We start from the raw sequence: 12,786 nt of genomic DNA, 5'->3' as shown, positions 1-12,786 counted from the left end.
ACGGGATGCGGCGTAACTCTTTCGACGCCGAATTGCATTATCTCCCTGCGCGAGCGTCGATCAGATCCGACGTGCCCGAACAAGCCGCGAGTGAAGAGGTCCCCATGCCGAGTTTCGATGTCGATGTCAGTCACAGGATCGTGGCGCTCGTGCGCGATATCCTCGCGCAGAACGCCACGGCCGCCGACGTGACGGCGGATGCAAAGCTCGTCGACATCGGGCTGACGTCCATGGACATGGTCAACCTGATGCTGGCGCTTGAGGCGGAGTTCGATTTCACCATTCCGCAGGAGCTGATCACGCCGGAGAACTTCCAGTCTGTCGCCACGCTGGAGCGTCTGGTGAGCGGTCAGCTGGCGGCAGCCAAGGCTGCCTGATCCAGTTGCCACGCCCCACGGATCATCGCGTCGCTGTTTTCAATTCGTCGCAAAGCTGGCATTCTCGTCTCCGTTGGAGATGGGGACGTCATGACGAAGGCTGTGCTTGGCATTATCGGCGGCTCGGGCATCTATGATCTGCCGGGACTGGAAGATGCCCGCGAAGAGGTGATCGCGAGCCCCTGGGGTGAGCCGTCGGCGCCGGTACGCCGGGGGACGATCGCGGGCCTGCCGATCGTGTTCCTGCCGCGCCATGACAAGGGACACCGGCTGTCCCCCTCCGACATCAATTATCGCGCCAACATCGACGTGCTGAAGCGCGCTGGCGTCACCGACCTGGTGTCGCTGTCGGCCTGCGGCTCGTTCAAGGAAGAGCTCCCGCCGGGCACCTTCGTGCTGGTCGATCAGTTCGTCGATCGCACCTACAAGCGCGAGAGCTCGTTTTTCGGCAAGGGGTGCGTCGCCCACGTGTCGATGGCGCATCCGGTTTCGCCGCGGTTGCGCATTCATCTGGCGGCGGCGGCCGAGGCGGAAGGCATCGCGATCGTGCGCGGCGGCACCTATGTCTGCATGGAGGGGCCGCAATTCTCGACCTATGCCGAGAGCATGACCTACAAGGCGTCAGGCTATTCGGTCATCGGCATGACCAACATGCCGGAGGCGAAGCTCGCCCGCGAGGCCGAGATCTGCTACGCGACGGTCGCGATGGTGACCGACTTCGACTGCTGGCATCCGGATCACGACGCCGTCACCGTGCAGGATATCATTCGCGTGCTCACCACCAACGCCGACAAGGCCAAATCACTGGTCTCGCGGCTCGCCCGCGAGTTTCCGCGCGAGCACGAACCGTGCCCGATCGGCTCCGACCGTGCGCTCGACACAGCCTTGATCACTGCGCCGGAGGCGCGCGATCCCGAGCTTCTGAAGAAGCTCGATGCGGTCGCAGGCCGTATCTTGCGCGGCTGAGGGGGGCGAACATGAAGGTGGACGGACGGCACTATCGCAGCATCTGGCTCGACTCCGACGGCTGGTCGGTCTGCGCGATCGATCAGCGCCGATTGCCGCACGAGTTCGTGGTGGCGAAGATCACGACATGCGAGGAGGCCGCTGACGCGATCCGCGGCATGCTGGTCCGTGGTGCGCCGCTGATCGGCGCTACCGCCGCGTTCGGCGTGGCGCTGGCGATGCGCGACGACCGCTCCGATCCCGGCATCGACCGCGCCTACCAGATGCTGATCGCTACGCGGCCGACGGCGATCAACCTGAAATGGGCGCTCGACACGATGAGCACCATGCTGCGCCGGCTGGCGCCGTCGGAGCGTCGCGATGCGGCCTATTCCCGCGCCGTCGACATTGCCGGCGAGGACGTCACGATCAACCAGGGCATCGCCGCGCACGGCTTCGCGCTGATCGAGGCGGCCGCGGCGCGCAAGAAGCCGGGCGAAGTCGTGAACGTGCTGACCCACTGCAATGCCGGCTGGCTTGCGACCGTTGATTGGGGCACGGCGACCGCGCCGATCTATCTCGCGCACGATCGCGACATTCCGATCCATGTCTGGGTCGACGAGACCCGGCCGCGCAATCAGGGCGCCTCGCTGACTGCCTGGGAACTCGGGCATCACGGCGTGGCGCATACCGTCATCCCGGACAACACCGGCGGCCATCTCATGCAGCATGGGATGGTCGATCTCGCCATCGTCGGCACCGACCGCGTCGCCGCCAATGGCGACGTCTGCAACAAGATCGGCACCTATCTGAAGGCGCTGGCCGCGCATGACAATGGTGTGCCGTTCTATGTCGCGCTGCCGTCGCCCACGATCGACTTTGCCGTTGCCGAGGGACGGCAGATCCCGATCGAACAGCGCAGTGCGCAGGAAGTGACCGAGATGACCGGCCGCACCGCCGACGGCCGCATCGAGACCGTGCGCATCGTGCCGCCGGGATCGCCAGTCGCGAACTACGGCTTCGACGTCACCCCGGCCCGGCTGGTGAGCGGGCTGATCACCGAGCGTGGCGTGCTGCGGGCCGACGGCGCAGCACTGGCGGCGGCTTTTCCGGAGCGGGCCAAACAGACGAACTATTGAGATCAGCGTCGCTGCGAGCGCAGCGACGCAATCAAGAATCCCACGAAGCCTCCGGATTGCTTCGGCGCAAGTTCGCCGCGCAATGACGATCAGCGCAGGCTCAATCCCGTCGCCGCTTCCAGCTCCGCGATCGCCTGCGATGCGCTGACGACCTTGATCGTGGTCATGCCCATCTCGCGCGCCGGCTTCAGGTTGATGCCGAGATCGTCGAGGTAGACGCAGTCCGCGGGGCTGACTCCGAGCGTCTCGGTCATCATCTGGTAGATCCGGGGATCGGGCTTGCGCAGCCCGATCTTGGCCGATTCGATCACGTGATCGAACAGCACCATCACCTCCGCGACGTACAACGAGCGGCCGCCCTGGCTGCCGGTTGCGTTCGCCGGGAGATTGTTGGTGATGCAGCCGGTCTTGCATTCCGTCTTGATGCGTCGGAGCGCCTCGACCATGTCGGGCCGGAGATCGCCGGCGAGCAGCGGCAGCACCTCGCGCCCGCTGACCGCTGCGCCACCGAGTGCCAGCGACTCCTCGGCGAACAACCTGTCAAACGTCTCGAGGTCGATTTCGGCGCGCTCGAATTTCGCCCAGGCGTTCTCGAGATGGTTGGCAGCATTGGTGTTGCGGATGATGTCGACGGGATAGCCGCGCTCCTTCTCGAACCGCGCGAATGCCTCGAACGGCGATGTCGTCATCACGCCACCGAAATCAAAGATCACCGCCTCGACCATGTCAGTCCCCGTCCTCCCTCGATCCCTTGATGATCGCTAGCACGGGACGCCGCACTTGGCGACCTCGGCGGCAGCCGCTATTGCTGCCGCGATGAAGCCGTCTCACGCAATCATTGCAGCCGCCGTCCTGCTGGCGCCATCGCCAATCCTCGCCATCGTCGGCAACGCGCCGGCGCTGAATGACGGCATCGGCCGCTCCGTGGTCACGATCGTCGGCTCGCGCGGCAATTTTTGCAGCGGCGCGCTGATTGCTCCGAAGCTGGTGCTGACCGCCGGGCATTGCGTGCCGCCGGGGCTCGATTACCGCATCGTGGAATACGATCGTGACCGCAAGCCGGTTCTCAAGACGGTCCGGCGGGTGGCGGTGCATCCGAGCTTCAGCGTGCAGGCCATCCTGGCGCATCGCGCCACCGCTGATGTCGCGCTGCTGGAATTGGAGGCGCCCGCGGAGGCGCGCGTGCCGGTGGCGCTCGGCGTGCCGCAGCCGCCGCTTGCCGCCGGCAACGCGTTCACGGTCGCAGGGATCGGCGTCGCGATTCCCGGCGACGGCAAGAGCGGCGGCGTGGTGCGTGGGGCTGCGTTGGTTGCGACGGGCAAGCCAGGCACGTTGCAGATCCGGCTGGTCGATCCGGCGACGCAAGGCGCGCGGTCCGGACTGGGCGGATGCACCGGCGACTCCGGCGGCCCTGCGTTCGAGACGCAGCCGCAGGGTCAGGTGCTGATCGGCGTCATCTCATGGTCGACCGGACCGAATCTCGGCGCCGGCTGCGGCGGCATGACCGGCGTCACGCCGCTGACGCTATATCGCGATTGGGTCGCACAGACCGCGCGGCAATGGGGCATACCGCTCAGCGGAAATTGAGATCGTTCAGGGCTGGGTTGCGGCTCGCCGTCGCGGGTTGACCATCGTCGTGATCGGGTTCAGCCTGTCACGCGAGGAAACACCATCAAGACCAAAGCCCAGGGACTCACATGAACGTCATCGCGCCCATCCGGGAGGCCGCGTCCTCGCACGCGACCGAACATTTCGACGTGCTGATCGTCGGCGCCGGCATCTCCGGCATCGGCAGCGCCTATCAGCTGAGCAGGCAGATGCCCGACAAGCGTTTCGTGATCCTGGAGAGCCAGGACAGCTTCGGCGGCACCTGGCGGACGCACCGCTATCCCGGCATCCGCTCCGACAGCGACCTGCATACGTTCGGATACAGCTTCAAGCCATGGGTCGGCCCGCCGATCGCGACCGCGGAAGAGATCCTCAAATACATGGGCGACGTGATCGAGGAGAACGGTCTCGGCCGGCACATTCGCTACGGCCACCGCATCGTGTCGGCGAGCTGGTCGAGCGCGACCGGTCTCTGGACGGTGCAGGCGGTGAAGGGCAGGGATCAGCAGCCCGCCACCTTTACAACGAATTTCCTCTGGATGTGCCAGGGCTACTACCGCCACTCCAAGGGCTACACGCCGGAGTGGCCGGACATGGCGGAGTTCAAGGGCCGCATCGTGCATCCGCAGGTGTGGCCCGAGGATCTCGATCTCACGGGCAAGCAGGTCGTGGTCATCGGCTCCGGTGCGACCGCCGCGACCATCCTGCCATCGATCGCGGGCCAATGCGCACACGTGACCATGCTGCAGCGCTCGCCGACCTACTTCCGCATCGGCCGCAATGCGATCGAGCTGGCCGAGGAGCTGCGGAGACTGCAGGTGAAGGAGGAATGGATCCATGAGATCGTCAGGCGCAAGATCCTGTTCGAACAGGATTGGTTCACCAAGCGCTGCCTGACCGAGCCCGACCAGGTGAAGAAGGAGCTGATCGGCCAGATCAGCGCCATCCTCGGACCCGACTACACCGCCAAGCACTTCACGCCGAGCTACCGTCCGTGGCGGCAGCGCATCGCCTTCGTACCGGACGCAGACCTGTTCGAAGGCATCAAGAGCGGAAAGGCTTCGGTCGTGACCGACGAGATCGAGCGGTTCACGCAAGACGGCATCAAGCTGAAGTCCGGCGACGAGCTCAAGGCCGACATCATCGTCACCGCGACCGGCTTCGATCTTTGCGTGCTCGGCGATATCGCATTCTCGATCGACGGTAAGCCGCTCGACTTCGCCGACACCGTGACCTATCGCGGCATGATGTTCACCGGCGTGCCGAACTTGGCCTGGGTGTTCGGCTATTTCCGCGCCAGTTGGACGTTGCGCACGGACCTCGTCGCGGATTTCGTGTGCCGCCTGCTCGCGCACATGAAGGAAAAAGGCGTGAGCAAGGTCGTGCCGGCGCTGCGCCCGGAGGATCACAACATGCCGCTGCTGCCATGGATCGACCCGGAGAACTTCAACCCCGGCTACATGATGCGCAACATGCACCTGCTGCCCAAGCGCGGCGATAAGCCGGAGTGGCAGCACAGCCAGGACTATTGGAGCGAGAAGGACCAGATCCCGGCAATCGATCTGGATGATCCGGCGTTCGTGTATGGGTGAGCTTTTGACGGCCGGTGTGCCGCTCCAAAGACGGCGTCGTCCCCGCGAAAGCGGGGATCCATAGCCACCGGCAGGTGTGTTGGGCACAACGTCAACTTTCGTCCCGCCTCAAGCAGCATCACGCGGTATCGGTCCCGGGTCGGCGCCCGCCGGCGCTTCGCGCCGCAGGGCTTGCGCGGGACGGCAGTGATGGTTGGGGCACGCTGGTCGGCCCGCCTCATCCCTCCCGCCGCGTCACCCCCGTCGCGACCGCCGCGGCGGCGGTGCGGTTCTCGACGCCGAGCTTGGCGTAGATCTGCTCAAGGTGCTTGTCGACGGTGCGCGGACTCAGTCCCAGAATCTGCGCGATGTCGCGGTTGGTCTTGCCCTTGGAGAGCCATGACAGCACCTCGCCCTCGCGCGTGGTGAGACCGAACTCGCTGGAGAACTCCTTGGGCAGCTCACCGGAGGACTCCTTGGCGAGCCGCAGCAGGAACTCGTTGGGCCCGGCTCCGCCCATATAGTAGAGGCGCAGTTCGGGATGATCCGGGATCGAAGCGGCGGCCTTCGCACCGCCCTTGCCGTTCTGCGCCTGATCCAGCCACAGCCGCAGCGCCTCCGGCAGCACGACGTCGTCGGCGGTGCCAAGACTGTCCGACAGCAGCTTCTGCGCCTGCGGCGTTGCCCACATCAGCCGTCCCTCACGGTTGACGGCAAGCAGGAAGCGGCCGGAGACATCGAGTGCGGCGCGCGCGCTCTGCGTCATCCGGGCGTTCGCGAGATGCACGCGGATGCGCGCCAGCATTTCCGAGACCGCGATGGGCTTGGTGACGTAATCGACGCCGCCGGCCTCCAGTCCTTTCACGATATGCTCGGTATCGGCGAGCCCGGTCATGAAGATCACGGGGACGTTGGAGAGGCCGGCCTCGCGCTTCAGCTTGCGGCACGTTTCGAAGCCGTCCATGCCCGGCATGACCGCGTCGAGCAGGATGATGTCCGGCGTGATCTGGTCGACGATGCGCATCGCGGCCGCGCCGTCGAGCGCCACCATCACGGTCATGCCGGCGCTATCCAGCGCGTCGGTGAGCAGCCGAAGCGTTTCTGGCGAGTCGTCGACCACCAGCGCGACGTCACGCTTCCTGCTGTCAGTGCTCATAGGCATGCAAGGTCTTCAGAGTTGCCATGTACTGATCGAGATCGAAGCGGTCAACGAGCGTGCGCATATGTGCGACGAAGTCGGCATGCTCCGGATGCGCATTGCGGATCTCGTCGAGCTTGAGCTGAATGGCCCTGATGTAGCCGATCTGGCCGAGGCTCATCAACTCCTCGACATAGTTGAGCGGGGGCCTGGATCCGGTGTCCGGCCGCCAGCGTGGCGAAACCACGGGGATATCGGTCTGGTAGCTCCATTCGAGCTTCAGCAATTGACGTATCGCCTCCAGCAGCCTTGGGATGTCGATCGGCTTCATCAGGTAGCTGTCGTGAAATGGTTGCGCCAACGGCCGGCCGTGCGCTTCGAGCGCGCTCGCAGATGTCATCAGGATCCGGGCCTGATGATGACCGCTGTTGCGCAAGGTCTCGGCCACTGTCCAGCCGTCCATGCCGGGCATCGAGATGTCCAGAACGAACAGATCCGGCTGGCAATGTTGTGCAAGCGCGAGGCAGGCGGGACCGTCGGGCGCGCTCAGCAGGATGAAGCCGAGCGGCGTCAGCACCTCGCGCAGGAGGTCGCGATGCACAGGATCATCGTCGGTGATCAGAATCGTCCTGCGCGGCCCGAGATAGCCGGCCACCGGCGCCTTCACCGGTGGATGCCGTGTCGGGTTGGTGACCTCCGACAGCAGGATCTTGACCTTGAACGTGCTGCCCGCGCCGACTTTGCTCACGACCTTGATGTCGCCGCCCATGACGCCGGCGAGCAGACGGCTGATCGTCAGGCCGAGCCCCGTACCTGTCTGCGGCTGCGCAACCCCGAGCGCGCCGCGCTCGAAGGGCGCGAAGATGCGCTCCAGATCGTCAGGCTGGATGCCCGGACCGGTGTCGATCACCTCGAATTCGGCCACCGGGCTCCGATAATGCACGACGAACTGGACGCTGCCTTCCCCAGTGAATTTGATGGCATTCGACAGCAGGTTGATCAGGATCTGGCGCAGCCGCTTCTCGTCGGCATAGACGACCAGCGGCAGCACGGCAGGCCGCTTGAACACGAAGTCGACGCCCTTCGCCGCAGCTTGCAATCGGAACATGCCCACGAGCTGATCCAGGAATTCGCTGAGACGGACCTCGTCGCGCGACAGATACAGCCGCCCGGCCTCGATCTTGGAAATATCGAGAATGCCGTCGATCAGGCCGGACAGATGATCGGCGCTGCGGCGGACGACGCGGACCTGGTCCCGCGGCTTCGGCGCAAGGCTCGTGTCCTGCTCGAGCAGTTGCGCATAGCCGGAGATCGCGTTCAGCGGCGAGCGCAGCTCATGGCTGAGGCCGACGACATAGCGGCTCTTGGCGAGATTGGCCGACTCCGCCACCTCCTTGGCGCGTTGCAGCTCTGCGTCAGTGCGCTTGTGCGCCTCGATCTCCTGAATCAACAGCTGCGTCTGCCGGCGTGTCTCGGCCTCGGCGGCGCGACGGCTCTGCTGCGCCAGCACGAACAGCCAGGTCACCACGCCGATGATGATGGACAGGGCGAAGAACACCTTCCACAGCACGTCGGAGATGATGCCCTTGAAGCCCGGGAGCGCCGCCGAGGTCTCCAGATAGATCATGCCGAGCGTCAGTGCGACGAGCCCGGCCGATGTCAGAAATACACCGACATAATGACCGAGCTGCGAGTTGATCTTGGCCAGCAACGGCTCTGGCAGCATGCCGCTGAGCGCCGCTGCGACCTGCGCCTGTGCCCGCGCGTGCGGCTTGCACAGGTCGTGGCAGCGGGCGTCGAGCGAGCAGCACAGCGAGCAGATCGGACCCGCATAGGCCGGGCAAGAGGCGGTGTCCTCCGGCTCGAACTGATGCTCACAGATGCAGCATTGGATCCGCTCGATGTTCTGCCAGCTCCGCTTTGGCTTGCGTGCCAGATAGTATTTGCCGTCGGTCAGATAGGCGATCGCAGGCGCGGTGACGAGCGCGACGCCGAGCGCGACGAAGGTCGACAGCGCCTTTCCGGTCGGCCCGAACAGGCCATAGAAGGCGCTGATCGAGACGATCGTCGCGATCGTCATCGCGCCGACACCGACCGGGTTGATGTCGTAGAGATGGGCTCGCTTGAACTCCATCTGCGGCGGGCGCAGGCCCAGCGGCTTGTTGATCACGAGGTCGGCCACTAGTGCGCCGACCCAGGAGATCGCGATGTTGGAGTACAGCGCCAGCGTCTGCTCCAGCGCCTTGTAGACGCCGATCTCCATCAGCAGCAGCGCGACGACGACGTTGAACACCAGCCACACGACGCGCCCCGGATGGCTGTGCGTCAGACGCGAGAAGAAGTTCGACCAGGCGATCGAGCCGGCATAGGCGTTGGTGACGTTGATCTTGATCTGAGAGACGATCACGAAGGTGCCGGTCAACGCAAGCGCCAGGTCCGGCCGGGCCAAGACATAGCGGAACGCCTCCAGATACATGTGCGCGGGTTCGGCTGCGTGGTCGGCGGAGACTCCGTGGCTCAGCGCGAAAAAGGCGAGGAACGAGCCTGCCAGCAGCTTCAGTGCTCCGAGCACGATCCAGCCGGGGCCAGCCGACAGCAGCGCGATCCACCACGAGCGCTTCGATGTGCGGCTGTCGCGCGGCAGGAAGCGCAGGAAGTCGACCTGCTCGCCGATCTGGGCGACCAGCGAGAACACGACCGCCGCCGCGGTCCCGAACAGCGCCAGATCGAGATGGCCCATGGGATCGCCGTGCTCGCCGGGAAACTGCTGCCATTCGACAAAGGAGTGCGGGCTGGCATAGGCGATTGCGGCAAAGGGCAGGATGTGCAGCACGACCCATAGCGGTTGCGTCCATAGCTGGAAGCGACTGATCAGGGTGATGCCGTAGGTGACGAGCGGGATGATGACGACGGCGCTGATGAGATAGCCGATCGGCCGGGGAATGCCGAAGCACATCTCCAGCGCCGAAGCCAGGATGACCGCCTCGATGGCGAAGAAGATGAAGGTGAACGACGCGTAGATCAGCGAGGTGACGGTCGAGCCGATATAGCCGAAGCCGGCGCCGCGGGTCAGCAGGTCGATGTCGATGCCGCATTTGGCCGCATGATAGGCGATCGGCAGGCCGCAACAGAAGATGATGACGCTGGCGACCAGGATCGCGGCGGTCGCGTTGGTGACGCCATAGTTCAGCGTAATGGTGCCGCCGATGGCCTCGAGTGCGAGGAACGAGATCGCGCCCAGCGCGGTGTTGGCGACGCGGGCGGCCGACCAGCGCCGTGCGCTCTTGGCCGTGAAACGGAGCGCATAGTCCTCCAACGTCTGGTTGGCGACCCACTGGTTGTATTGGCGCCTGACGCGGTCGATCCGCTGCCGCCCTGCCACTCTCGAACTCCTCACCCGCGAGCGCTTGTCCGCACGCTCGTCCTGCCCCTCGCAAGACTTACGCAGAGCCTACGTCGCGCTTTTGCGGTGCAGTATACGCAATCTTGCGTATCCGTGCGTTGCACAAAGCGCGCCATCCTTCGTCTGACCCAACGCGTGTCCTCGAACCAAATAAATGGGGTGCTCATGTCAGACGAAACGAAAAAGGGCCTGAAGTCGCCGCTTCGGCGCCAATTGCTGATGGGAATGGCCGCGATCCCGGCGCTGGCCATGATGCCGCGGCCGTCCTTCGGCGCCGGCCCCGCAACCTCCGCTGTCAACACTACCGGCCTTGCAGTCACGGATAGCGAAGTCACCGTCGGTATTCTGCATTCGGTCACAGGCACCATGGCGATCTCCGAGACCGGGTCAGTGCAGGCCGAGAAGCTCGCGATCGAGCAGATCAATGCCGCGGGCGGTGTGCTCGGCCGCAAGATCAAGTACATCCAGGAAGACGGCGCGTCCGACTGGCCGACCTTCGCCGAAAAGGCGAAGAAGCTGCTGGTCAACGACAAATGCGCCGCCGTGATGGGCTGCTGGACCTCCGCCTCCCGCAAGGCGGTGCTGCCGGTGTTCGAGCAGTACAACGGCATGCTATACTACCCGACCTTCTACGAAGGCCTCGAGCAGTCCAAGAACGTCATCTACACCGGCCAGGAAGCCACCCAGCAGATCATCGCCGGCCTCGACTGGGTCAACAAGACCAAGGGCGCGAAGACCTTCTATCTGCTCGGCTCCGACTACATCTGGCCGCGCACCTCGAACAAGATCGCGCGCAAGCACATCGAGGGCCATCTGCAGGGCTGCAAGGTCGTCGGCGAGGAATACTTCCCGCTCGGCCACACCCAGTTCAATTCGGTCATCAACAAGATCAAGCTGACCAAGCCGGACGTGATCTACGCGATCATCGTCGGCGGCTCCAACGTCGCGTTCTACAAGCAGCTCAAGGCGGCCGGCATCGACATGTCGAAGCAGACGCTGCTCACCATCTCCGTGACCGAGGACGAAATCGACGGCATCGGCGGCGAGAACATCGCGGGCGCCTACGCCTGCATGAAGTACTTCCAGTCGCTCGACAATCCGAACAACAAGACCTTCGTCGCCGAATTCAAGAAGATGTGGGGCGAGAAGACCGTCATCGGCGACGTGACGCAAGCCGCTTACCTCGGTCCGTGGCTGTGGAAGCTGACGGTGGAAAAGGCCGGCAGCTTCGACATCGACAAGGTCGCCGCCGCCTCGCCTGGCATCGAGTTCAAGGGCGCGCCGGAAGGCTACGTTCGGATCCACGAGAACCACCATCTCTGGTCCAAGACCCGCGTCGGCCGCGCCAAGGCGGATGGTCAGTATGAGCTGATCTACGAGACCGCCGACTTGGTCGAGCCCGATCCGTTTCCGAAGGGCTACCAGTGAGCTGATCTGTCGCGTCTCATAGCAACAGGCGAATGAGATCGCTGATGCTGCTGCGCGGGAAGTGCGCTCCCTCCCCCCTTGTGGGGGAGGGCTGGGGAGGGGGGTACCCCACCCGCAGCTCGGCGCGGAGGCCCCCCTCCCTAGCCCTCCCCCACAAGGGGGGAGGGAGCGATCTTGGCTGCGGACACACTGTGCCGGCGCCGATCCATTTTGCAGCAGGGCATCACGAGAGGACGGATCATGTTCGGTGACTATTCCATCGGCGACCTCGGGGCCATCTTCGCGATGCAGGGCTTCGCGGGCCTCATCCTGTTTTCGGTCTATGTGCTGATGGCGCTGGGGCTTGCCATCATCTTCGGCCAGATGGGCGTCATCAACATGGCGCATGGCGAGTTCATGATCCTCGGCGCCTACGTCACCTGGATGACGTCGAACGCCTTCCAGCATTTCCTGCCCTCGTTGTTTCCTGGCTACTTCTTCGTCGCGATGATCTTCGCCTTCATCGCCTCCGGATCCCTCGGCATGCTGGTCGAGTGGGCGATGATCCGCCGTCTCTACAGGCGGCCACTCGACACGCTGCTCGCCACCTGGGGTCTCAGCCTGATCCTGCAGCAGGCCTATCGTTCCGTGTTCGGCGCGCGCGAGGTCGGCGTCGAGTTGCCGGATTGGATGATGGGCTCTTGGCAGGCGACCGACGCCATCCAGATCCCAATCAACGGCATGTTCGTGATGTGCTTGACCATCCTGATCACGATCGTCGTGGCCTACGTGCTGTTCCTGTCGCGCTGGGGCAAGCAGGTGCGCGCTGTGGTGCAGAACCGCGTCATGGCGGGCGCCGTCGGCATCAACACCGAGAAAGTCGACCGCTACACCTTCGGCCTCGGCTGCGGCATCGCCGGGGTCGCCGGCTCCGCCTTCACCATGATCGGCTCGACCGGTCCGACCGCCGGACAGCTCTACATCGTCGATACGTTCCTGGTCGTCGTGTTCGGCGGCGCCGCCAGCCTGCTCGGTACCATCGCATCGGCCTTCACCATCTCCCAGGCGCAGTCGACCATGGAGTTCTTCATGTCCGGCTCGATGGCCAAGGTGCTCACGCTGTTGGCGATCGTCGCGATCCTGATGCTGCGCCCCCAGGGGCTGTTTGCCCTGAAGGTCCGCAAATAGCCGAAACGCG

The 12,786-nt window shown here is 64.6% G+C and carries 10 protein-coding genes; 7 read left to right on the top strand and 3 right to left on the bottom strand.

Annotation, left to right across the window (positions count from 1 at the left end; all coding sequences use genetic code 11):
- Positions 1-104 precede the first annotated feature (104 nt).
- From QX094_RS10430 to mtnA, 3 genes are all read left to right on the top strand, one after another.
- Positions 105-377 (top strand): phosphopantetheine-binding protein, encoded by a 273-nt coding sequence (locus QX094_RS10430; protein WP_315717167.1) that lies wholly within the window; start codon positions 105-107, stop codon positions 375-377.
- Between the two features lie 90 nt (positions 378-467).
- Complete coding sequence (locus tag QX094_RS10425; RefSeq protein ID WP_316169880.1) at positions 468-1,343, top strand: S-methyl-5'-thioadenosine phosphorylase; 876 nt, start codon at positions 468-470, stop codon at positions 1,341-1,343.
- Between the two features lie 11 nt (positions 1,344-1,354).
- Positions 1,355-2,461: an S-methyl-5-thioribose-1-phosphate isomerase gene (gene mtnA / locus QX094_RS10420; protein WP_316187898.1), complete on the top strand. Its 1,107-nt coding sequence runs from the start codon at positions 1,355-1,357 to the stop codon at positions 2,459-2,461.
- 89 nt (positions 2,462-2,550) lie between these two features.
- Here the strand turns inward: mtnA and QX094_RS10415 are convergent, their stop codons facing one another.
- Positions 2,551-3,186 carry an HAD-IA family hydrolase gene (locus tag QX094_RS10415; protein ID WP_316173274.1) on the bottom strand — a complete coding sequence of 212 codons (636 nt, stop codon included), beginning with the start codon at positions 3,184-3,186 and terminating at the stop codon, positions 2,551-2,553.
- A 91-nt stretch (positions 3,187-3,277) separates the two neighbouring features.
- Here QX094_RS10415 and QX094_RS10410 point away from each other — a divergent pair, with 91 nt between their 5' ends.
- Together QX094_RS10410 and QX094_RS10405 are read left to right on the top strand one after the other, a co-directional pair.
- Positions 3,278-4,048, top strand: coding sequence for a S1 family peptidase (locus tag QX094_RS10410; RefSeq protein WP_410051871.1), 771 nt, complete (start codon positions 3,278-3,280; stop codon positions 4,046-4,048).
- 110 nt (positions 4,049-4,158) lie between these two features.
- Entirely contained in the window at positions 4,159-5,661 is a 1,503-nt protein-coding gene (locus QX094_RS10405; RefSeq protein WP_316165670.1) for an NAD(P)/FAD-dependent oxidoreductase, read from the top strand.
- Between the two features lie 217 nt (positions 5,662-5,878).
- Here QX094_RS10405 and QX094_RS10400 read toward each other — a convergent pair whose 3' ends face one another.
- Complete coding sequence (locus QX094_RS10400) at positions 5,879-6,796, bottom strand: response regulator transcription factor (protein ID WP_316170080.1); 918 nt, start codon at positions 6,794-6,796, stop codon at positions 5,879-5,881.
- On the bottom strand, positions 6,786-10,160 hold the full coding sequence (locus QX094_RS10395; RefSeq protein ID WP_316173273.1) for an ATP-binding protein: 3,375 nt from the start codon (positions 10,158-10,160) through the stop codon (positions 6,786-6,788). Before QX094_RS10395 ends, QX094_RS10400 begins: the two co-directional genes overlap by 11 nt.
- A gap of 186 nt (positions 10,161-10,346) precedes the next feature.
- Between QX094_RS10395 and urtA the strand changes: the two genes are divergently transcribed.
- Complete coding sequence (urtA, locus tag QX094_RS10390; protein WP_316187897.1) at positions 10,347-11,609, top strand: urea ABC transporter substrate-binding protein; 1,263 nt, start codon at positions 10,347-10,349, stop codon at positions 11,607-11,609.
- Between the two features lie 240 nt (positions 11,610-11,849).
- The gene (urtB, locus tag QX094_RS10385; RefSeq protein WP_316165667.1) at positions 11,850-12,776 is read left to right on the top strand and encodes an urea ABC transporter permease subunit UrtB; all 927 of its coding nucleotides are present in this window, start codon (positions 11,850-11,852) and stop codon (positions 12,774-12,776) included.
- The last annotated feature ends 10 nt before the right edge of the window (positions 12,777-12,786 follow it).

It is taken from the genome of Bradyrhizobium sp. SZCCHNS1050, from assembly GCF_032484785.1.
In the GTDB taxonomy this organism is placed as follows: Bacteria; Pseudomonadota; Alphaproteobacteria; order Rhizobiales; family Xanthobacteraceae; genus Bradyrhizobium.
Note: the sequence above shows the minus strand (reverse complement) of the source record. Positions and strands in the feature narration are given on the sequence as shown.

Bases quoted from the DNA above. Each gene is read 5' to 3' on its own strand.
- QX094_RS10430 (WP_315717167.1), top strand. From the start codon at position 105: ATGCCGAGTTTCGATGTCGATGTCAGTCACAGGATCGTGGCGCTCGTG.
- QX094_RS10425 (WP_316169880.1), top strand. From the start codon at position 468: ATGACGAAGGCTGTGCTTGGCATTATCGGCGGCTCGGGCATCTATGAT.
- mtnA (WP_316187898.1), top strand. From the start codon at position 1,355: ATGAAGGTGGACGGACGGCACTATCGCAGCATCTGGCTCGACTCCGAC.
- QX094_RS10415 (WP_316173274.1), bottom strand. From the start codon at position 3,186: ATGGTCGAGGCGGTGATCTTTGATTTCGGTGGCGTGATGACGACATCG.
- QX094_RS10410 (WP_410051871.1), top strand. From the start codon at position 3,278: ATGAAGCCGTCTCACGCAATCATTGCAGCCGCCGTCCTGCTGGCGCCA.
- QX094_RS10405 (WP_316165670.1), top strand. From the start codon at position 4,159: ATGAACGTCATCGCGCCCATCCGGGAGGCCGCGTCCTCGCACGCGACC.
- QX094_RS10400 (WP_316170080.1), bottom strand. From the start codon at position 6,796: ATGAGCACTGACAGCAGGAAGCGTGACGTCGCGCTGGTGGTCGACGAC.
- urtA (WP_316187897.1), top strand. From the start codon at position 10,347: ATGTCAGACGAAACGAAAAAGGGCCTGAAGTCGCCGCTTCGGCGCCAA.
- urtB (WP_316165667.1), top strand. From the start codon at position 11,850: ATGTTCGGTGACTATTCCATCGGCGACCTCGGGGCCATCTTCGCGATG.